General features: G+C 64.8%; 14 protein-coding genes and 1 pseudogene. 10 read left to right on the top strand and 5 right to left on the bottom strand.

Annotation, left to right across the window (positions count from 1 at the left end):
• Nucleotides 1-48: 48 nt before the first annotated feature.
• The 4 genes from HLK59_RS17765 (at nt 49) to HLK59_RS17750 (ending at nt 6918) form a co-directional block, all read left to right on the top strand.
• Complete coding sequence (locus tag HLK59_RS17765) at nt 49-954, top strand: hypothetical protein (protein ID WP_171142416.1); 906 nt, start codon at nt 49-51, stop codon at nt 952-954.
• On the top strand, nt 951-5267 hold the full coding sequence (locus HLK59_RS17760; protein ID WP_171142415.1) for an NACHT domain-containing protein: 4317 nt from the start codon (nt 951-953) through the stop codon (nt 5265-5267). The genes HLK59_RS17765 and HLK59_RS17760 overlap by 4 nt, the downstream gene beginning before the upstream one ends.
• A gap of 94 nt (nt 5268-5361) precedes the next feature.
• Entirely contained in the window at nt 5362-5667 is a 306-nt protein-coding gene (locus tag HLK59_RS17755) for a transposase (protein WP_171142414.1), read from the top strand.
• Between the two features lie 339 nt (nt 5668-6006).
• Complete coding sequence (locus HLK59_RS17750) at nt 6007-6918, top strand: transposase family protein (protein ID WP_346779753.1); 912 nt, start codon at nt 6007-6009, stop codon at nt 6916-6918.
• Between the two features lie 126 nt (nt 6919-7044).
• On the opposite strand, the pseudogene HLK59_RS17745 reads toward HLK59_RS17750, so the two are convergent.
• Together HLK59_RS17745 and HLK59_RS17740 are read right to left on the bottom strand one after the other, a co-directional pair.
• Nucleotides 7045-7316, bottom strand: a pseudogene (locus HLK59_RS17745) (hypothetical protein).
• Nucleotides 7316-7546 carry a hypothetical protein gene (locus HLK59_RS17740; protein WP_171142428.1) on the bottom strand — a complete coding sequence of 77 codons (231 nt, stop codon included), beginning with the start codon at nt 7544-7546 and terminating at the stop codon, nt 7316-7318. Before HLK59_RS17740 ends, HLK59_RS17745 begins: the two are co-directional and overlap by 1 nt.
• 89 nt (nt 7547-7635) lie before the next feature.
• Here HLK59_RS17740 and HLK59_RS17735 point away from each other — a divergent pair, with 89 nt between their 5' ends.
• Complete coding sequence (locus tag HLK59_RS17735; RefSeq protein WP_171142412.1) at nt 7636-8181, top strand: hypothetical protein; 546 nt, start codon at nt 7636-7638, stop codon at nt 8179-8181.
• A gap of 2 nt (nt 8182-8183) precedes the next feature.
• Nucleotides 8184-9107 carry a hypothetical protein gene (locus HLK59_RS17730; RefSeq protein WP_171142411.1) on the top strand — a complete coding sequence of 308 codons (924 nt, stop codon included), beginning with the start codon at nt 8184-8186 and terminating at the stop codon, nt 9105-9107.
• Between the two features lie 206 nt (nt 9108-9313).
• On the opposite strand, the gene HLK59_RS51990 is transcribed toward HLK59_RS17730, so the two are convergent.
• On the bottom strand, nt 9314-15925 hold the full coding sequence (locus tag HLK59_RS51990) for an RHS repeat-associated core domain-containing protein (protein ID WP_346779752.1): 6612 nt from the start codon (nt 15923-15925) through the stop codon (nt 9314-9316).
• Between the two features lie 863 nt (nt 15926-16788).
• Between HLK59_RS51990 and HLK59_RS17720 the strand changes: the two genes are divergently transcribed.
• The 3 genes from HLK59_RS17720 to HLK59_RS17710 all read left to right on the top strand — a co-directional run bounded on the left by HLK59_RS17720 (nt 16789) and on the right by HLK59_RS17710 (nt 19159).
• Nucleotides 16789-17061 carry a hypothetical protein gene (locus HLK59_RS17720; protein WP_171142409.1) on the top strand — a complete coding sequence of 91 codons (273 nt, stop codon included), beginning with the start codon at nt 16789-16791 and terminating at the stop codon, nt 17059-17061.
• Between the two features lie 386 nt (nt 17062-17447).
• Nucleotides 17448-17984 carry a hypothetical protein gene (locus tag HLK59_RS17715; RefSeq protein WP_171142408.1) on the top strand — a complete coding sequence of 179 codons (537 nt, stop codon included), beginning with the start codon at nt 17448-17450 and terminating at the stop codon, nt 17982-17984.
• Complete coding sequence (locus tag HLK59_RS17710; protein WP_171142407.1) at nt 17981-19159, top strand: hypothetical protein; 1179 nt, start codon at nt 17981-17983, stop codon at nt 19157-19159. The genes HLK59_RS17715 and HLK59_RS17710 overlap by 4 nt, the downstream gene beginning before the upstream one ends.
• A 10-nt stretch (nt 19160-19169) precedes the next feature.
• On the opposite strand, the gene HLK59_RS17705 is transcribed toward HLK59_RS17710, so the two are convergent.
• Entirely contained in the window at nt 19170-19445 is a 276-nt protein-coding gene (locus tag HLK59_RS17705; RefSeq protein WP_346779751.1) for a hypothetical protein, read from the bottom strand.
• A 235-nt stretch (nt 19446-19680) separates the two neighbouring features.
• Between HLK59_RS17705 and istA the strand changes: the two genes are divergently transcribed.
• Nucleotides 19681-20709, top strand: coding sequence for an IS21 family transposase (gene istA / locus HLK59_RS17700; protein ID WP_171142406.1), 1029 nt, complete (start codon nt 19681-19683; stop codon nt 20707-20709).
• A 53-nt stretch (nt 20710-20762) separates the two neighbouring features.
• On the opposite strand, the gene HLK59_RS17695 is transcribed toward istA, so the two are convergent.
• Nucleotides 20763-21377: a hypothetical protein gene (locus HLK59_RS17695; RefSeq protein WP_171142405.1), complete on the bottom strand. Its 615-nt coding sequence runs from the start codon at nt 21375-21377 to the stop codon at nt 20763-20765.
• Between the last annotated feature and the right edge of the window lie 49 nt (nt 21378-21426).

The raw sequence follows: 21426 nt of genomic DNA, 5'->3' as shown, positions 1-21426 counted from the left end.
CGACAACCAGCATATGAGGCCTTTGGCCTGACCTGTAATCCATACACGGTGCGTCCTCTCGCCCCACTAACCGCCAAGCCCGATGGCCGCGACCGTCTTGAACTCGACGGCTTCCTCGACACTGGGCCGTTGCGCCACTATCTCAACGAAGCAATCGCCGGTGAGCGACCGGCGTTCGTGGTGGTGTCAGGCCGCGACTTCACCGGCCGAACATCCATGGCCCGTTGCGTACTGGACATGTACAGGCATGCGCGCGGGCTCGACAATCGCTTCGTAGTCGGCGAGATCGATTTGGACACTTTCGACTCATTCGAGCTTCTAAGTAACATTCTTGTTCACTTAAAGGTCGAAATCCACGCTGCAGGGCTTAAGCTCACGGAAAAACTTGAGCAGAGAATCGACGAGGTAACCTCAATAGCTCGGCCCACGTATCAGCCACAGTTCCAAGGTCTCGCCAAGAGCCTGGTAGTCGAGCTGTCCGGGCAAAAAGCTGGACCGTATGGGTTCGGCGTCCTCATCGAGCGACTTGCAGCTGCTCCCATGCTCAGCGCGGCTCGGGTTGTGTTCAAGACTGCGCCCGGAATCGTGGTCTTCACTCATCAGGAAGGGGATCATGCGAACACTGCCGACCTGGTCGGTCTCACGCCGGACGACGCACACATCGTTCGACTGAGCCCGCTGGTGAGTAAACAGATCAGGATGCTGGCTGAGGGCCGTTGGCAGCAAGCCACCGTCGAGCACGCCTGCCCGTTCGACAGGAGAGGCCTGGAAACGGTCTTTAGTAGGGAGCCGCTGCCTATCAAAGTAGCCCTAAAAAAGCTGTCCCAGTTGCTCGACTACCGACTCAGTGTACCGAACGGTACTCCCGTCCCCGCTGACCCCGCGATGCTGAGGATGTCGTATGAGTGGCTGGTCGAGACGGTGCATGCGATGAACGAGTGGAATCGCCGATGACTGAGCCCACGCCGATGCCTCGCAACCCGTTCTCCGCACAGAGCACTTCAAGCATGGAGGAGCACGTCCTCGACTCAGCGTTGACGGACTGGGAGACGACAGGACCGACTTATGAGCTGCCACACGTTCGACAATTGGCCGCAGCCATCGAGCGGTACTTGGCGGAATTTGAGAACGGGGCTGGTGATCAAGGACAGGCTGTATTCGTACGAGGCTCTCACGGGTCTGGAAAGACGCACACGGTCCGCTTCGCGCTCGGCCGGATTTCCTCCGGTACGACAACGTCGGGCGTGATCCGGCTCTACCACAAGGCAGAAGACGACGATTTCCTCTCGGTCTACCAGCGACTCATGAGCCAGCTCGGCAGGCCTCAACTCCGCGAGCTCGCCTTGCGCTTCCGGAGCGTCCTGGCCACAGAAAAGGCAAGGGGTTCGGTCGAGGAGACCGACCTGATCGATGCGGCGAGGCGGGATCCGGAGAAAGTTCCCGCACTGTATCGGGCGATGCTCGTCGAGCCGGGGCAAGTGCTGGAAGTGCAAGCGGAGGAGCTCGCCAAAGTCGCCGCCGACAGTGCCGACTTTGAGCGGGCCTTGGATGCGCTCCTCAATCCAAATCTCGAACAGCAGGCCTACGACTGGCTTGTGGGCCGGGAAATCGATCTTGTCACAGCCAGCCGTCTAGGTGTCGAGGGTCCAATCCTTGATCCCGCTCGCGCCCGTTTCGGGCTGCAACTTCTCGCAGCCATCTGCGCGCGGGTTACACAACCGCTGATCATCGTGATCGATCAGTGCGAGCGACTCGTACGCAACCGCGCAGGTCGCACTCATATCCCCAATATTGGCGTCCTGCACTCACTTGTTGAACGTTTGCCGAGCGAGCAGGTCATGTTCATTCTCCTCGGAAACAACGAAGCATGGAACGCATTTCCCCCTGATCTTCAACAACGCTTCGGCGCCAACGTGTTGAGCATCGAGCCCCTCAACCCATCCGACGCCGGCAGCCTCCTGCGCTCCTATACCGAAGGCCAATCAGGACAGCCACTAAGGTTGGAGCCAGGAGCAATCCAGATGCTTTTGTCACTGAGTGGCGGCAACATCCGCCAACTCCTGCAACTCGCGTGGGTGGTGCACGAACGCGCCGAGCACGATGGCGGACAGATCGACAGCGATTTCGTCGCAGCCGCGACAGATCGGGAGCAGCCCAGCAGAGAGATCCTTGAGCGTGCCCTCGAGCGTTTGCTACAAGAGGCGGGGCTGGACTACGAACAGGAGTGGCACGAAAAGGGCGTGCGCGCTGATTATGCCGTGGTAAGCAAGCATGGTCCTCGCTTACTCATCCAGATCGTCGACGCGCAGTTCGATGCAGAGTTCACTCGCAGCGGGCTCGAGGCAGTGAATAACGTTGATCTCACCCGGGCTCTCGGCTGGAAGGCCCAATTCGTGATCGTCGTCCTGGGCTACGCCGGGCCGCACGTCCTTGAAGTCCTTCGCGGCAAGGTGAACGAAGTCATGGTCTACCAGAGGCCTGCGGACCTAGAGCCGGTGGAGAAACTTGTTCGTCGCCTCAACCGGTCGGCGTCCGAGGCAGATGAGGTACTTGCAAGAAGGTGGACACCCAGGACGCGCCGGTGGTTCCTTGCAGCATGGAGCATCGGAGTCCTCGGCGTAGCCACAACCTTTCTCATTCATCCTGTAGGGGGGCCAACCTACGCCAGCATCCTCCTGGCTTCCCTCCAGATCCCCCTCATTTTGCTTGCCCGTCCGAACGGAAGAGCGCTCACCCGACTAGGCGCGATGGAGCGAAGATATCGTCGGAGGTTGCGCACGGCAATGGCCGATATGGAGACCATCGGTATCGCCACGCAGGGAGAATTTGTCCTGCGGTCTCAACAAGTCATGGTCGATGTGGCGCTAAGCACGCGACCCGCCGCTGCGGCAGAGGCGAGCCTCGGCAACTCGGTCGCTTCAGGTACTCGCCTATCTCTCTCCGACCTCCTGACCAGGACCGGCACCTTTGCATTGATTAGCGGGCCAGGAACTGGCAAGACAACTCTCTTGCGCAGCATCGCACTTTCGCTATCGAGCGATACGGGGGCTTTCTGGCGGCGCTCGCCGTTGCCGGTATTGCTCGTTCTCAGGGATCATGCGACGGCAATGACCGTCGATGAACCTCCGACTCTCGCAACGATGGCGGCCTCGGTCAGTTGGCTGGGTGGGGCGGGGCAGTCCGACCTGTTGGAAAGCCGTCTCAACCGGGGCCAGTGTGTCGTGCTGCTCGATGGGTTGGACGAGGTTGCTGACGAGGGGGACCGCAGGAGCGTCGTCAAATGGACTCAGCGCCAGATCGACAGGTATCCCGGCAACACCTTCCTGATCACCTCCCGTCCCCACGGCTATGTATCGAATCCGCTGTCGAAGGCCGAGGTCCTTCAGTTGCTGCGGTGGGACGACAAACAGATCGATGCTTTCGTTCACCGCTGGTATTACGCAATCACGAGTCGGGCTTACGCTGCCGAGGACACATGGGTACAAGAACGGTCCAACCGGGATGCCGAGGACGTACTGCAACGCCTGAGGGCCAGGCCTGCGCTCCATGACCTCGCGTCGAACCCACTGCTGCTCACGATGATCGCGAACGTCCACCGGTATCGAGGGGCACTCCCTGGAAGCCGGGCCGAACTCTACGCCGAAATGTGCGACGTCCTACTGCACCGCCGGCAAGAGGCAAAAAACATCGCGAACCCGACGGGCCTGGGGGGAAACCAAAAGGAACATGTGATCCAGCATCTCGCGCTGTACATGATGCAGCAGCGGCGCCGTGACATTCCCATGGAGGCCGCGCTATCCGTGATCAGCGCGCCGCTAGCGCGACTAGGCGGAGGCGCCGTCACTGCATCGGACTTCCTGACGGAGATCGGGCGGAGCGGTCTACTCCTGGAACGAGAACAGGGAATCTACGCCTTCGCTCACCTCACGTTGCAGGAGTATCTCGCCGCAAATCAACTCCGAGCATCCCAGTCAGGGCTGGAAACACTCGTTCACTCAGTGGGAGACTCATGGTGGAGGGAGACCACGCTGCTCTGGGCAGCGGCGGCTGACGCGACCCCTGTGATTGTAAGTTGTTTGGATACAGCGACCGTTCCCGCCCTGAGCTTGGCATTCGACTGCGCGGACGAGGCCCGGGAAGTCGCACCCGAAGTCCGGAGACGTCTCGATGCATTGCTTGAGGCCGGCACTGGGCCTGTCGCCAACGACGTAGATGGAGCACGACGAAGGCTGGTGACCGGTGTCGTTGCCAACCGAAATCTCCAGGATCAAATCCGACTGGAGAGCGGCGCGGCACTCTGTGTTCGACCGATCAACCAGTTCCTTTACCAAAGTTTCGTTGAGGACGAACGCGCCGCGGGCCGGCACTACAATCGCTCGCAGCCCGAGGGGGAAGCCCTCGGCCTGTGGGCTAGTGATACTGGCCGGTTCCTTGAGTGGCTGAACGCGCTATTCGATGAGGGGACGGCCTATAGGCTACCGACCGCCAACGAATTGTCCTCGTCGCAATCCCTACTAGGTGCCTCTCTGTCTCACGCATCGGTGTGGTTTGGCGACACCCAGCGACCGAAACTCTGGGTGGGAGGAGCAACGCCTTGGCCTTACCATCCAGGCCCGAGGTTCGGAGCACTCATCAGAGGGCATCTGTCTTCCTGTGTCCGGCTGCTCTCTGCGCCCACTGATGACCGTCAGCCGGGCACACAAGCTCCGAGCCTCAAGGCGTTGTTCAACTCGGCGCAGCTACATCGGCTTGGACAGCTGGTCGAGGATCCCCCGAACTGTGCAGAGCTCGACACCGACACTGGGCTATCCTTGTCACTCACTCCACATCTCGAAGAACGCTTGGAAATCGTCACTCGCGCAATCCGCGATCTAGTACAGACTTGGGCTCCCAGGGGCGTCATGCTCAATGCCGCCCGGTCGTTCGAGACGTTCCTCGAGCGGCGCCTAAGCGAGGCTCTCGGTGACGTTCGGCCATCTGAGGACCCAGCTGGTCTTCTCGCCAACGTCATCGGGGACGTAGACCGAGAGACCCCAGCGCTTGACGCTCTCGAGATCATCACCCCGCTACTTGATCGATCCATGGCATTCAACCAGCAGGCGGTTGCCATAGCGGTGATCGAGCTGGTATCTGTCGTCTTGCGCCGAACTGTCGAGGACACTACGACCCGGCCGCTCGCTCAGGTAGTTCTTGGCCTCATCGCAATGGGAGAGAGAGAACGCGGTGGTCTCGACCCCAATGACGTCCTGGTTCTCGTAAGGGACTGACATCGCAATCGTCCGGTCGTCGGAGCCTGAGCCTTCCCCTTGATCCTGGACACCTGGAGACTGGGACATGAGGTTCCAGAGGAAGTAGTGCCAGGTGGGAAGCAAGAGCAACCACAGCAGGCGGTACACGGAGGAGTTCAAACGGGACGCGGTCGCGCTCGTGCGCTCCTCCGGGAAGACCGTCACCGACGTGGCCCGGGAGATCGGGGTCAGTGCCGAGGGACTGCGGAACTGGTTCAAGCCGGACACGATCGACCGTGGGCAGGGGGCGCCGGGAGAGCTCACGACGTCCGAGCGCGAAGAGCTGCGCCGGCTGCGGAGGCTGGCCGCCGAGCAGGCAGAGACGATCAAGGTGCTACGAAAAGCGGCGGTCTTCTTCCCGAAGGAGAGCTATCGATGAGTGAAGTGTACGCGTTCATCGAGGCGGAGAAGGCCACCCACAACGCTGCTCTAATTCCTTCGTAGCGGCACCGAGTGGGGACCCTCAGTTCCTTCCTTCGTGCTATTCGACTACCGCTCCGTGATGCCTGAACGTTGCATGGCGATCGACGCCTTACATCAGAGCGGCGGGCGGTCCGGGTGCTCGTGGGTAGTGGTGGTCGCGTGCCCGCAGGGCGGATGTCTGGTACGCGTCGGGCTGAAGAGGCCTTCGGCTAACGAGCTGGTGCACGAGTAGCGGTGAGACGTCGAGCCTGCAATGGTTGATCATGGTCGGGTGGTGGGGAACAGGACTCGTGCAGTGATCATCAGCAACCGTCGCATCACTGGCCTGACGGGCGATGTGATTGCTGAACTCGTCGCCGAGATAGGTCCGTTGTGGCATGAGCGACACCAGGCCAAGCTGGCCTCTCGGCCGCGCGAGCGGGCAGTGGGCGGCGGGCCGAAACACCAGTTCGTCTTTGTCGACCGCCTGTTGGCTACCGTCGTTCACCTTCGTCATGGAGCCACTCACGACGTGCTGGCCTGCTGGTTCGGTGTTGACCGCTCGACCATCACCCGAGCTGTCAACGAGGTGCGCCCTCTGCTCGCCGGGCGAGGCTGCACGGTCAGCACCGGCGTGCGGCTGCGGACCCTGGCCGACGTCGTCGAGCACCTCGGCTCAAGCGGGATGACCGGCATCATCGACGGCACCGAGATCCGTGTCCGGCGGCCCGCCGTCGGACGCAAGGACCGGGACAGGTTCATCTCGGGCAAGAACAAGCAGAACGCTGTGAAGTCGATGGTGGTCACGGACGGCGAAGGCCGTGTGCTGTGGTGCAGCCCGACCCGGCCCGCGAGCTGTGCGGACATCACCCATGCCCGCCAGTTGGGTTTGGTCACGCTGCTGGCCGATAGGCCCGCGGTCGAGATCCTCGCCGATGCTGGCTACCAGGGCCTGGGCGCTCAAACCGGAGGCCGGGTGGTGACACCACCGCACCGAAAGTTCAAGAAGAACGCCCCCGACTGGTACGAGGAGATATACGAGCGCCAGCGCAAGGCACACTCCTCACGCAGAATCCGAGTCGAACACGGCATCGCCCATCTGAAGAACTGGCGGGCCCTGGCCCGCCACCTCGGCCGCCGCGAGCACATGAGCGACACCGTCCAGGCCGTCGCCGGCCTGCTCTCCCACCAGCAGACCGCGGACCTGCACTCGACTGGTCAAACGTAAGCACGGGCCTCACCGAGGTTCTCGTCGTCTCACCGCTACTCGTGCACCAGCTCGTTAGGCAAGGCCCTCTGAAAGGCGTTTCCACCGACTGCCTCACCGCGCTGCCAGCGCCGCACGGGTGCCCCGCTACACCTCGATGTAGGCGACCACGACCACCGTGCGCAGCGCGGTCACGAAGTACAGGACGCGGACCTGTCTACGTCGTCGCTGTACTCGCGCAGGTGCGGGCCGCTGGTGGTGCCGGGGAGCGGTTCGCCGATGTCGGGGTCGACGGAGAGCACGACCAGGACGCGGTCCAGGGCGTGGAGCTCCGCCTCGTCGGTGATGGCTTCCAGCTGTTTGGCGGCCGCGTCGGAGAACGCGATCCGGGCGCGGCGGCCGCGGTGGTGAAGGCGCATCAGGCGACGGCCGGCCTTGCAAGGCGGACCAGGTGCCGTTCGTGCAGGTCCTCCCACGGGGTGCACTGCTCGGGGTCGGGCAGCCCGTTGGCGGCAATGTCCTCGAGGACCGCGGCGAACTGGTCGGCCCGTACGCGCGTTTGGGCCGCATGCCCGCGCAGCGCGGCCGCGGCATCCAACGGCTGTCGGCCGTGGTCGGCGGGGTTGACGGCTTGTCCTTCAGGAGACAGCCGTCGCGGTCGGCCGATTTTGATCACTAATCAGGGCTGTCGTGGGGAGGGGTACGTACGGTCATCGTCATATTGCGGGGTGGGGGCTCATGGGCGGCGCAGAGCAGGAGTTAGAGCAGCAGTACCGGCAGCTGCGGGAGAAGGTCGGCGAGCGCCGGGCCGAGGTGCTGAAGCACTCTCCGCGTGACGATCAGTTCGCGGCGGAGTATGCCCGTCTGGTGAGCGTCACCGGCAAGCTGGTGGAGTTCGAGAAGGCCCTCCCCGCACGGCTGGCTGAGCCCGCGCGCCGACTCAGTACGCGGATCGTGCGCTGGTCCTGGGTCGGGCAGGCTGTCGTCGCGGCCGCGCTCATCAGTGCCGTGTTCGTCTGGGATCACTCCGGGTGGTGGCTCGTGCTGCTGGTCCCGCACCTGGCGGCGACGGTGGCCGGCGCTTTCCAGACGGTCGACGCCGTCAGGCACTGGTTCCGCCGCAAGGTGGCCATCGGCCTGCACGCCGTCGGCGTGCTGGTCGTCCTGGTCAGCCTGCGCGTGATCAGCCTGTGGTTCCTGATCGCCATCCTCATCGGTTGGGCGCTCCTCTGGAGCGCCGTGCTCGATGAGACGGGGACCAGCGCGAAGGGGGCGAAGGCGTGAGCATGAGCGACCACTACGGCCCCCAGGTCAACCGGCTCGACAGCCGCACCAGGTCCCTGGAGAGCGAAGTCTCCGACCTGGAAAGCGAGGTCGACTCGCTGCGCTCGAAGCTGGGGCAGGTCGACGATCTCGACTACGAACTGCGCGACATCCGCGGCGACATCTCCCGCTTCCAGGACGAGCTGGGTGAGCTGGGTGACGACGTCCGCTCCGACATCAGCGACACGGACCGGGCGCTAAAACGGCTGACCGGTCGCGTGCAGGCCCCCGAAGCCCACTTCCGGGCCTCCGAGGGCGCCCCCGTGGCCGACTTCGACACCATCGGTGCGGACTGGCGCCAGCTCGCCCAGATCGCCGACCGCGGCCAGCGGATGCGTGCCGGTCTGCTCAGCGACGCACAGCGCGACGCCCACCGATCCGCGATCCGCGCCCACCAGCGCGCGCTCGAGGAGCGCGACGTCCACCGCGGCAAGGTGATCGAGGCCTGCGGGACCCTAGCCACCACCCCGCTCACCGTCCCCTCTCACGCCCAGGCCGTAGCGGAGTTCGGCCAGTTCCGCAGCCTCGCCGACAATCACGCCCAGCGAGCCGAGCGACTGGCCGCAGCAGCGCAGAAGGCGCGGGCCGAACTCGCGCAGGATGACGCGCTGCGGCAGGAGCAGGCCTCGCTCTCAGCCACTGCGCTCACACAGCGCGACGATTCTTCAATGAACTCGGAAGTCCCGAAATCCAGACGGTCACATCATAAGCAATTTCGGATGGCGAATTTCCAACTACCACTCGATGCTCGCCTCGACTTGAGCAACGATAGACAGTTTCAAAATCGCCACTTTCAAGCAATGCTACCGAAACGTACCAATCGGCAGAACTCTCTACCGGCTCCACAACGAAGGACCCATTATCGCGCAGGCTCAGGGCATCGATGAACTCAAAGACCAAGTCCTCGGAAGGGTTATCGTAGCGCTCCCCGCGTTCATTTTCGATGAAGCAATAAGCACCACCCAGAACAGACATACTTCACCTTCTCTAGGCTACGCAAGATTCAATCGACACCTGCGTGTCAGACGAAGAATACCAGCCGGAAGTATCTGACGACGTACGGCCGAGGATGCACCCGGCCGTACAGTCACTGCTAGCGTCCAAGATCCCTGAAGAGACCGCCGCCAATTGCATACTGGAGATCCTTGACCCACGACTGACTAGGCGCAACAGCACCTCTGTGGTCTTCGTAGTTGGCAGGACCCGGGTGCCGCTCAACCATGTATCGCTCTGCATCGAGGGCGTCACGCCTTGTGTCAAAGTTCTTAACGATCTGCATGCGCGCCCCGCCCATTTCGGATATTTGCCGGTTTGAATAACGACCGACCGGGTTTCCCGATATCCCCCACTTGATGAGAGTTCCTCTAGAGCTAACAATCGCATAGAGCGAGGTTTGGCCGTAATCAGGCAAGCGGCCTACGATCGGCTTCGAAGTATTTGGGAAGCCTTTAAATTTGGGAGTTGGGGCTCCTGGGCGATGACCAAAAATCGCAGCGAGTGCGGTGGGAACTCGATATGAGTCGCTGCTGGTGTCATAGCCATGGCTGGCTACCCATTTATCGAACTGGGCACCATAGTCACAGCCCGGTTCGCCGGGGCCACCACCATTTCGGCAATCGCCGTCGAAGAGCCAACCACCGTATTCAGCCAAGTGGGGGACGTTGCTGACTACGCCATAGAATAGCTCTCCAGCATCCTGGCATAGGGCAGAGAGGATTACCCATGATCCACAGCCACCGGAGCCATCTGAAGCTGGTGGTTGTTCGTCAATGTCTCCCCCACCCTCACTGCCACTGCCACTGCCACCAGACTCGCTGTCGTCAACTGGTACGGGGTCAGGCTCGTCTGCGCCGCCGCCGCCGGCGGCGGGCACATTGAACAGGCCGGACGGGTCGGCGTAGTTGATGGGGTCGTTGGCGCTATAGCTGTAGGCGGAGAGGTTCTGCGGGTCGTACGGTGCGCTGATGGGGTCGGGGCTGAGGAAGCGGCCGAGTTCGGGGTCGTAGGCGCGGGCGCCAAGGAGGGACAGGCCGGTGCTGGTGTCTTCGGTTTTGCCGAGGAAGCCGTTGTCGGTTCCGGTGGGCAGGGTGCCGTTGCGTTCGTCACCGAAGGGCGTGTAGCGGCGGCGGGTGGTGGTGCCAGTGGTGGCGTCGACGGCGAGCTGGGTGGAGGCCTGAGTGTCACCCATGAGGTAGGTGACCTTGCCGTTGATGGCGGTATTGCCTTGGGTGGTGCGCATGGCCACGGTCGTGGCGCCGCTGGTGTAGTAGCGGGTTGCGGTGACCGTGGTGCCGTCGGTGGTGCGCAGTTCCATGCCGCCGATGGACGCCACGGTTTCCTGGGGGGTGGTGCGAACCAGCAGAGCGCCGTCGGCGTCGTAGGCGTAGCGGGTCAGTGCGCTGCCGCCGGAGGTCGTGGTCTTGACCGTGGCGAGCTGGCCGAGCTTGGTCCAGCCGTAGTCGGTGGTCTTGCCCGGCTCTACGCGCTTGACCATCTGGCCGGCGTTGTCGTAGGTGAGGTCCTCGGTCGCGGTGGTGGCGCCTGCGGCGATGGTGTTGATCTTACGGACGGCGTGGGGGCGGGCAACGGCCTCGGTGGTGTTGGTCCAGGTGCCGGCGTCGTCGTAGCCGGGGTAGAGGTAGTCGCGGACGGTGGCGCTGCCGGCGGCGTCAATGTCGGTGACGGACTGCAGGTTGCCCATGCGGTCGTAGTTGTAGTCCGTCTCGTAGGGGTCTGGTCCGGTGAAGTCGGAGGCGGTGTACGCGGAGCAGCCGCTGACCTCGGCGCGGGTGTAGGAGGTGATCAGGCGGGCCTGGTCGTCGTAGCGGAAGCACTGCGACTGCGCGGTCTGGCCGGATGCCTGTTCGCGTATGTTGAGGATCTTGCCGTCGCGGTCGTGGGTGTAGAGGTCCTGCTGCTTCTCGGTGGTGATCAGGCCGGAGTTGACGGTGGTGGTGATGCCTCGCAGCCACCGTGTGCCGCCTGCGTAGTAGTAGCTGTAGCTGCGATGGGCGGTGACGTCGCTGGTGGTGGTGCCGGACGGGCCGTAGGTGCGGTCGGTCAGCAGGCCATAGGGGTCGTAGCCGGTGCCCCTGATGTAGGTCTGCCAGGGCGAGGTCAGGGTTTTGGGGCGGCCGTAGGCGTCGTAGGTGTTGGTGACGGTCTCTTCGTCGAGGCCGCCTGCCTCGGGGTAGGTGACCGAGGTGACGTGGTCGGCGGCGTCGTAGGTATAGCTGGTGGTGTGGTCGCCGGCGAGCCCGGTGACGGCGGCAGGGATGCTGACGGTGGTGCTCAGCGGGCGGCCGCGGTCGTCGAAGCTGCCGGTCTTGGTGGTGTAGAGGTTGCCGCTGGTGTCCCGGCTGGTCGTCGAGGTGATCTGGCCCTTGCCGCCGGAGACGCCGTCCCAGTACCAGGAGGCCAGTTCGGTGCCGGCACTGGACACCGAGGTCTTGCGGCCCAGGTTGTCGTAGCCGTAGGTCGCGACCGTCGAACTGCCCGGCAGGGGGTGGTTGTAGTTGCTGGTGACGGTGGCGATGCGGCCGTTGGCGTCATAGGTGGTGTCGCTTCGGCCCGCGTCCGGGTCAACGGTTCGGGTGCGCTGGCCGGCCCAGTCGTAGGTGTAACTGGTGATGTTGCCGCGCGAATCGGTGATCTTTGAGAGGGCGCCCTTGGCCGTGTAGCCGTAGAGCGTGATGAAGCTGGAGGCGCCGTTGTACTCGACGACCTTGGACGTCTGCCCGTACACGTCGGTGTAGGTGTCGACGGGCTTGGCGGCGGCCGGGGTGACGGTGGTGTAGTCGCCGTGATAGGCGGTCAGCACCTTGCCTTCGTTGGACGCACGGCTGGTGGTGCCGTCACTCCACAGGATCTGCGACATGGTGGTACGGCCTGCCCAGTCCAGGGTCAGATCAGTGTAGGACGGCAGGTCCTCCACCTTCGGACTGACCGGTCCGCCGGAGCCCGCGGTGCCCTGGTTACGGAAGACCGCCGAGGCGCCGGTGACATTGCCCGAGGTGTCGTAGCGGGTGATGGCGACCTGCCGGTTCGCTACATCCTCGTCGTCCGGGATCGGAGACTGCGTCTCCCGGGCGCGGCCGAGGCCGTCGGTGTAGGCGTAGGAGGACAGGTAGGTGGTGCCGGACTGCAGGGTGTGACTGGCCACCCGGGGGAAGCCGTCGACCGAGTCCGGGACGCCGCCGCTGTTGGTGGAGGTGGGGATGCTGTAGCTGTACTTCAGCGAGGGCGAGGTGCCGGTCTCAGTCGGCTTCGCCACTTCGGTGGGACGACCCGCGGCATCCAGGGTGACCTTGGTGGTCTGTCCGTTGGCGTCCTTGGTCTGATACGGCACGCCCCAGAAACGTGACGTCCACACGGTGGAGGCGAGGGCCGGGCGCAGGTCGGTGACGGCGTTGCCGGGCTTGGGGGTCGTGGTGGTGATGCCGTCGAGGGGCCAGGTGTTGGCCGGGCTGTAGGTGGTGGTGGTGCGGTTGCGGTCCGCGTCCTCGGTCCAGATCACCCGGCCGGCGTCGTCGTATCCGGCCTTGGCCTTGACGAAGTCGGTGGTGCTGGCACTGGCGTGGGAGCGGGTCTCGGTTCGGTTGCCGTCGACCGGCTTGTTGCCCGCCACATCGGCGGCGTTGTCGTAGAGGGTGACGGTGTAGCCGTCCTGGTTGGCCGAGGTCCGGCCGTCGCAGCCGCTGCCGACGGTTGCGTAGTGCCGGATCTCGTCTCCCAGGACGGTCCAGCGCTGGATGCTGGTGCCTTCGTACAGGTCGGTGTTGTAGGCGCGGCCGTAGGTGGTGCAGCGGTTGTCGGCGACGCCGGCTTCGCCCTGGTCGTCGGTGCGCAGCGGCAGACCGTAGGTGCCCGAGGCGGGTTCGGCGGACTCGTATTCGTTCTGGACGACGTGGGTGCGCCAGCCGGTGGAGATCTTGGTGAGGGTGGTGGTCTCGTCCTCGCGGACGAAACGGGCGTCGGGCAGGCCCTCGTACTGGGCGGTGTTGTGGTCCCAGTAGTGGTGGAAGACCCGCTGCTGCGAGCTGCCGGTGTCATCCCGCTTGGAGGTTTCGATGGTCTTGCCCTGGAGCCAGGGCGAGTCGGTGTAGGCGGTGCCTTCACCGTCGTAGACCTTCACCGAGCGGGTGTCGCTGGTGTCCTTGGAGGTGCGGTCGCCGTCCAGACCGCGGTAGAGCCAATGGAAGGTGGAGTGCTTCACCGCGCCGGTGCCGGTGGTGACCTCGACGCGCTGGTAGCCGCGCCAGTCCGACCACGTCTCGTCCGCATCCGCGGTGAGCGGGTCGTTGGTGAAGCGCCAGCCGGCGCCGCCCTGGTAGTCGTAGCTGGTGGTCATCTCCGGGGCGCCGTCCTGGCTCTCGGTCACCGTCGGATCGACGGTCACCTTGGTGACCAGGAACTTCTTGAACCAGCCGGACCGGGAATCGGTCTCGCCCTCAGGGGTCCACTTCTGCCAGAAACAGTCCTTCGTGTTCGACGCCTGCGTGGGCAAATCATCGATGCTGCACGGGTTGGGCGAGCCGTAGGAGACGGTGGTGGTCGCGCCCAGATCACCGTGGATCGTGTTGAGGCGGCGGAAGTTCAGCTCGGTGGAGCCGACCTTGTTGTCCAGGTCGACACCGTTGAAGTTGATCACCGGCAGAACGATGTCCGTGCCCGTGCCGTAGGTCTTGCGCTGGACGTAGTCCAGCCACAGCGTCTTGCCGATCGTGCCGTCCGGATTGGGCAGGGCATGCTTGGTCTGGTACTCCTGCACCCGGTCCCAGCCGTTCATGCCCGTGTTGAGCACGAACGTCTCGATGTCCCACAGCATGTCCTTGCTGAAGAACGTCGGATAGTACGTCTTGCCCGCGCAGTTGTAGTCCGCCGACGTGCCGTCACACAGCAGGTCGATCGGGACGTCGGGGTAGGAGCCGGGGGTGGTCTTGATCGACGGGCAGGCGTCCACCGCGTCGCGCAGCGGGTCGGTCTCCTGCATACGCTCCACGCACCGGCCCACATGCGACAGAACGACCTTGCCGGTCGGCTTGGAGCCGGCAATCTGGGCCGGCCAGCCGTACTCGATCGCCGTCAGGTAGCCGCTCGCGGTGTAGGAGCGGGCCTGGTCCACGTCGGCCACAGAGCGGTAGTAGTTGGTCTCCTTGTCGTAGAAGTAGGCCGACTCCACCTCGTTCGCATCGACCATGCGGTCCAGGCTCCACCGCCAGGCCTGCGAACACGGCACCGGGAAGGTGGCGTGGCACGGCTCGCCCGTGTTGTTACCGACCACGGGGACGGTGAAGACGGAGGAGGTGGCGGCGCTGGTGCGCTCGGAGCGGCCCCAGCCGAAGTAGTAGCGCTTGCCGTCCTGGGTGGAGATCACCCAGTACTCGTCGTCCGCACCGTGCCCGCCGCTCAGGTGCTGCACCCGCCAGCCCGGGTCGTTCTGCAGGTGGTAGGAGCCGGTGCCGGTGTTGTCCTGCACCAGCGTCGAGGTCACACCGTTGAGGCTGATGACGTAGACCGCACCGTCGGGCTCCTCCGCGGTGTTGGGCGAGTCCCAGCACAAGTCACCGATACCGGACAGGCCGTCCTGCGTGCAGCTGCGGTAACGCCGCTCGATGAAGCCGACATTCAGATCCCAGCCCATGCCGACCCAGGACGCCTGATTGTTCGACGCCGACGTCCGCCCGTCCACCGACTGCGAGTTGTACGACATCCCCAGCGAGGGAGCCTCCCCCATCGCCGGGGCGGGAAGGCTGACGGGCAGGCTGTAGGAGAACGCACCCGAACCGGTCGCCACCTCCCACGAACCCGTCGGCGACAGCGTGGAGGCGCGGTAATCGCCCTTGTCCGACGACGAACCGGTGCCCAGCAGGAAAGCAGAGCCCGAGTCCGCGCCCAGCTGCGTGGACAGACCGTCGCTGTCCGGCTCGGCCGTCACCGTCGCCGTCAGGGTGCCCGCCGCGGTGTCGTTGTCGACGGGGACGAACTCGCGGTCCGTGCAGCCTTCCGCCTCCGGGGTCTGCAACGCACACACCGGAACCTTCACCAGCCGCAGCCGGGACGCGAAATCACCCCCGAAGGCGTACTCGAAACCTGAGTAGTCGATCGCTACCTGCACCCGACCCGGCGTACTCACGCCGTCGGTGCGGGTCACCTGCACCCCCAGACCCACACCACCGGCCGCAGCGATCTCCTCGCGGTCCAGCACCCGCACATCCACCTGCTCCGGCGACACCAACCCCGCACCCGGCTCAACCGGATCATCGGCCGGAGAGGTGGCCTCGTCAGAAGCGGACTCCGACGGCTGTACCGAGGCGTCTGTGCCCGGCTCACTGGTGGCGGAAGCGGAGGCTTCCGGGCTCGCCGTCTGGGCCGCCGCGTCAGCGTCCGCGGCAGTGGTGGTGTCTGACGGTGTGGGAGATGTGTCATCGGCGGCCAGCCGGGCGCCGGTCAGCTGAGCGGCAGCACCCTCGGGCGCGGGTGCGGGGGCCACCTCGACCACCTCGGCAACCTCGGTCGCGGTGTCCTCAGCCGTCTCGCTCGGGGTGGCCGCCGACTGCGCGGTGACCGTGCCCGGCTCCCCCGGCCCGGCCTGGGACAGATCAACCGTCGCCTCAGCGGCCTTGGGCCAGCTCGGCTCCGGCAGCGCCTTCCCGGCCTCCTCCGCCTCCTGCGCCGCAACCGTCCCCAACGACTGCGACGGCACCAACGGCGTCGAATCCTCCGAAGCGGCGACCGCAGCAGGCGGGCTCACCACCGACCCGGTCGACAACAGACCGGCCAACACCGCGCCCGCCACCGTCACGGACAACCAACGCGCACGCCGAGCAGCCACCCGAACCCCCCACACAACCCCCGCGCACCAAACGGCCAGGAGCCACGAACCGAGAAACACAAACAGGACTGCTCAGCGCCCAGGCGGAACCGGCCGTGCTCCCCAGCACGACGGCGCCGACTCAACCCGGTAGTTGATCAGTGAAGCGAGACGGTAACTCCCATGAACAACCTGTGAACAGAGGACCAAACGGGCATACAGAACCATCGCCGGTGACCTTTATCACAGCCTTATAAGCCCAGGTCAGCACCCTTACAACCGGTCCGAACCGGGCTTACCCGGTGAAACAATCACGCCCGCCAGACACCAACCACCCAGCCTCCACAAAGCCCTCGCCGCACAAGAGATTCGGGCAGAAGCCCATGACGACGACGCCTAGGCCCCGGCTCCCGGCTCCCGCAAGCGCGCCAGGGTGATGAAGACGAGCGGGACGGCGTCCGCGTAGTTCCGGTAACCATGGGACTGGCCGTTCAGGCCGCCGCCACGCGCGGCGCCACCCCTCTCAGCGACAGGACGGGCCACGACTTCAGCCGCCCCGCTCACGGCCAGAGGGACACCAGACGCCGTCGTTCCAAGCGGCACCAGCAGTGCAGACAGAGCCTCGTAGGCTGCTCTCACGCAGCACGACGTGATCTTCAGCGGGGGCGCTCATGGCAGGCGGCAACAAGCCCGGCACGGATATCAGCGACGGCCACAGGCGAAAACGGGAGAAGAAGAGGCAACGTCGCTTCGGCATGCCGACGGGCATCGTCCTGATCGCGACGCCGGACGGCTGGCGCCACAGTGTCCTCACCAGGGAAGGCGGGATGCTCTGCGGACAACTTGCCGACGTTCCCCTCGACGTCGGACCTGCCGAGGCACGGGCCGCCGCGGCGGCCATGGTGGCAGGACTCGCACACGACTTTCACGACGTACGCATCGACGTCACCTGGGATCTGCCTCGGGAAGCAGGGTCCTGGACCGCCCAGGTCACCGTCGCCGCGGCCTCGCCGAACGCCGATGGTTGAACCGCGTTTAACCTCGGCGTGAGATGAGTCGAGCGAGTGACTCTGTGGGCCAGCAGAGCCATGCGAGAAGAGGGCTGGTGACCACGAACCAGTGGACGCTGACTCGGCCCTGCTTCTTGTCCAGGATCAGTGGGGCTTCATCCCGGTAGACGTAGCGAAGGTATCGGCGACGGACAGGCGCTCCGGCTATCAGCAGCACGGGCGAAATAACAAGGATGGCCACTGGAACCAGGGCTCTCGCGGTGGTGAGCTTCGCTGTCTCCTCGTATCGCATGCGGTCAGTGTGCTGATCCTCGAAGTCGCTTGTCAGCCTGTCCTGTGAGGTTTGGTGCCGACCTTGTGGTGAGCGGGTGGGACTGCTGCACGATTCCGTCTAACCTCCTACCGTGGATTGGTTCATGGCGGCGGTAGTGGGGGCGGCTGGCGGCGCCGCCATGGAGGCCGTCGATGTCATAAAGGCCATCAAATGGCACCGTCAGATGCCGTGGAATGTCCAGTCGGACACCGTCGAGCCGCCCCAACGCAGGGCGGATGTGCGGCCCGGCGAGGAGCACCTGCCCGCACCCGGCTGGAAGGCCTATTGCGTTGCTGGAGTACTGCGACTACTGGTCAGTGGAGCCCTGACCGGTGCTGTGGGAGCCACCTATCCGCAGAGCACGAATCCGCTGGTGGCGTTCCTCATCGGTCTGGGTGGGCTGTCGGCTGTCCAACAGGTCACCACGCTGGTGCCGTTGATGGTCAAGAGTGCGGGCAGGGCGGCCCTGGGGGGTGTGGTGGAGGAGGCGCAGCAACAAGCTCAGAACCTCCAGCAGCCTGGCATTGGGCAGCCCATGGTCCAGGCGGGCGGCGCTGCAGGAAATGCACAGCCGAACGGGGGCGTTGCCCCACAACAGGATCTGACGGGCGGAGGGGGAGCGGCGTGACGATTTCTGCCGAGTCTTTCACGGGCCGTGTTCTGGCTGTGTTGTCACGGCGTTCTCCCGGCTTCCGACCGGCCCTCAAGTCTCTCGGACCTGATCCGGCGCTGGAGGCTCCTCGCCCCGGCCTGGCTTCTCCGGCCGACCCGACCCATGACAGCATGACGGTGCTGAGTCTGGCTGACGCGACGTCTCGCTGGAAGTCCGTGTCTCCCCATGAGCGGCTCCGGTATCGCCGCAACCTCCTGAAGGTCGCGGACCTGCTCAAGGATGTTGACCTCGATCCTGACGTCGACCCTGCCCTCGATTTCGACCACGACCGTGCCTCTGCTCGCGACGGCGTGCGTTCTCGCGCCAGCGACCTGGTCCGTGACGTTGGCCTAGTCCGTGACACCAGTCGCGAGATCGTCCGGGCTCGCGCCCGTGACCTCGCTATCTACCCTGCCTGCGACCGCGCCGGCAGGCCGTTCCGCTACCCCGTTGGTGTCCGCGTCCGCGCCTTCGTACGCGACCTGGACCGTGCCGGCGACTTCTCCCGCGCCTTCCGACGCGCCAAGACCCTAGCGCTCACGCTCGACCACGATGTGGACTTCGACCGCGCTCTCGACCTCGCCCTCGCTCTCGTGCGTGGTCTCAAGGTGTCCGATCGCGTCAATGCCCGCGCCCGCGGCGTCCCCGCCAATCTCACTCTCGACAGGCAACTCGCCAACGCTCATGGTCTTTCCCGTGTGCTCGTCCGTGATCTCATCCGTGCCTTCGTTCGTGACCCCGACCTCGTACGCGCCCTCGCCAGTACCCTCGATCCCACCAGCGCCCTCACCCGCGCCCTCGGCCTCGCCCCCGGCCTCGACCTCGCCAACGGCCTCATCTATGACGTCACGCGTGCTCGTGTCCAAGCCCGGTTCCGCGCCAGTGACCTCATGGAAGCCCGCAGCAACCTGACTGACGCGGCAATCAACTTCCTTGGCGCCGACCTCACAACCGTGGATTTTGCGGCGATCAACCTCGTGGGAATCCGTTGGGACCGCAACACTCGGTGGCCCACTCCTGAGTGGGCAGCCCGCATGCGCAGAACATCCGTGGAGGACCCACCTGGATCCGGAGTCTTCATCGTCCGCCCTGAAGAGGGCCGCCGCTTCGCCGATCGAGGGTCGCTGACACCCCTGACACCCATCTCATGAGACGGCACAGCTAACGAGTCAACCGGCAGGTGTTCCAGTTGCGTCCGTCGCGGACCAGGGCGCCGCTGCGTTCCAGGTTCTTCAGGTGGTAGACCACCGATGCCAGGCTGCGCAGTCCCAGGGCCGCCCCCAGCTCGCGCACCGACAGGGCTTCTCCGCGATCGAGGACCGAGCGGCGGATCTGGGACAGAACTGCTCCTCGCGCACCGTGAAATGCTCCGGCCGACGGCTCACCGGACACCATCCAGCGCACACAACTGTCGCCCTTGGCGGCGCAGTTCGGCACGGGCCGCCGACACCGCCACCGCCGTGCGCGTCCAGTACGAGTGCCAGCGCAGTCTCACCGACAGCACGTGCAGGCTGGCTTTAACGGCTGGTAGCGGCTCCACTCTTCCGGCTTGAGCTGGCTCCAGTGCTAGGGCGCTTGGGGGCGTTCAGGGGTTGTTCCGGGGCGAGTTGGCCCCACCCTCTTTGGTGCGGTGGGACTGTTGCAGTCGGGTCGCCACGAGGGGGCGAGGCCGGTGGACCTGTCGAAGGATGAGTTGTTCCTGCGGATCCGTCGTGATTCGTGGCAGGAGGGTCTGTCGATCCGGGCTCTGGCACGCAAGTACGGGGTGCATCGTCGGCTGGTACGGGAGGCGTTGGTCTCGCCGTCGCCCAGGCCGCGCAAGACGCCGGTACGGCAGTCGCCGCGGCTGGAGCCGTTCAAGAAGACGATCGACGAGTGGCTCCTGCAGGACCTGGAGGCGCCGCCGAAGCAGCGTCACACCGTGAAGCGGATCTTGACCCGGCTGCAGCGGGAACTGGGGGCCGAGGTCGCTTACACCACGGTTTGGGACTACGTGTCCCGGCGTCGGCGCGAGATGGCCGAGGCCGCTCGGGCGACACCGGCGGCCGGGTTCGTTGTCCGGCACAACCGGCCGGGCATGGACGCGGAGGTCGACTTCGGCGAGGCATGGGTGGATCTGGCAGATCAGCGGACGAAGTGTTACGTGTTCGCGTTCCGTCTGGCCTACTCGGGCAAGGCGGTGCACCGCATCACCACTTCGTGCGGGCAGGAAGCCTTCCTGGACGGCCATGTTCACGCGTTTGGGGTGCTGGGCGGGGTCCCGGGCGGCCAGATCCGCTACGACAACCTGTCCCCGGCTGTCTCTCGGGTGATCCACAAGAGCCGGTCGCGGGAGGAACACCCGAAGTGGGCTGACTTCAGGCGGCACTTCGCCTTCGTTCCCTTCTACTGCGAGCCGGGACTGCGCGGGGCACATGAGAAGGGCGGAGTGGAAGGCCAGGTCGGATACTTCCGCCGAAACTACCTCACTCCGGTGCCGCGGGTGAACTCGCTGGAGGATCTGAACGCGGCCTTCACGGAGTTCGAGCGGTTGGAGGAAGACCGGCGGATCGGCATGCGGATCCGCACGATCGGCCAGGACTTCGCGAGCGAGGCACCGCTTCTGCTGCCCCTGCCCGACTCGCCGTTCGAGACGGGGATCGTCTTCACGCCGCGGGTCGATCGCTATGGAATGATCGCCGTTGGGTGCGGCTCTTTCTGAGTGAGAACATGGTGCTGAACCGGACGGGCCAGTCAGCCCCGCGCTTCGGAGCATCAAGGGCCGTCCAAAGCCTCAGCCGCTGACTGGAGAAAGCGCTGCCGCTGAGCGAGCACGTCGATCGCTTGATCCCAAGACCCCCTGTAGAGGATCTCTTCTGCGATTCCGACGAGCCGCTGCTGAACTTGAGGATCATTGGTCTCGCGATACTGGATGAGGACACTGTCCCACTCTGCTTGAACGTCCTCTGAAATGCGCATAGCGGTGACATCGCGTAAGACCTGCTCAGCGGCCGTCGCAACACTCTCAGGGCCGACGACTCGGATACTGAAGGCGGCTGTCCCGAGGCGCCCACCCAACTCCTGCACTCTCTGGAAATTGTTGTACGTGGGCGGCCGCTCGAAGTGGAACTGCCCGCGGGCTAGGGTGTAGTCGTCCCAGACTCCGAGGAACCGTTCGTAGGCTGCAGCGCGTTGGCCACGGACCCACTGCGAGCGCTGAGTGCGCGCTTGCTCCATTGTCTGCTGCAGCACGGCATCCGCGTTCTTTTCCGCCCCGATCTTGGTTCCGATGATCGCGGCTAATCCGCCTACCACGGCACCGAGCAGACTGACCGCTCCAGCCGCAACGACTGACCATCCGTCGCCCATAAGTGCATTCTTGCCCGACATTCGTAGCAGATCATGCTGCTTGAATGGCCTCCGTTGGACGGGAAACGGC

Source organism: Streptomyces sp. S3(2020) (assembly GCF_013044505.1).
Lineage (GTDB): Bacteria > Actinomycetota > Actinomycetes > Streptomycetales > Streptomycetaceae > Streptomyces.
This window is presented reverse-complemented; position numbering and strand designations above follow the sequence as displayed.

Coding starts and splice junctions, on each gene's coding strand:
- HLK59_RS17730 (WP_171142411.1), top strand. CDS start 8,184: ATGAGCGACCACTACGGCCCCCAGGTCAACCGGCTCGACAGCCGCACC.
- HLK59_RS17735 (WP_171142412.1), top strand. CDS start 7,636: ATGGGCGGCGCAGAGCAGGAGTTAGAGCAGCAGTACCGGCAGCTGCGG.
- HLK59_RS17760 (WP_171142415.1), top strand. CDS start 951: ATGACTGAGCCCACGCCGATGCCTCGCAACCCGTTCTCCGCACAGAGC.
- HLK59_RS17695 (WP_171142405.1), bottom strand. CDS start 21,377: ATGTCGGGCAAGAATGCACTTATGGGCGACGGATGGTCAGTCGTTGCG.
- HLK59_RS17720 (WP_171142409.1), top strand. CDS start 16,789: ATGCCGACGGGCATCGTCCTGATCGCGACGCCGGACGGCTGGCGCCAC.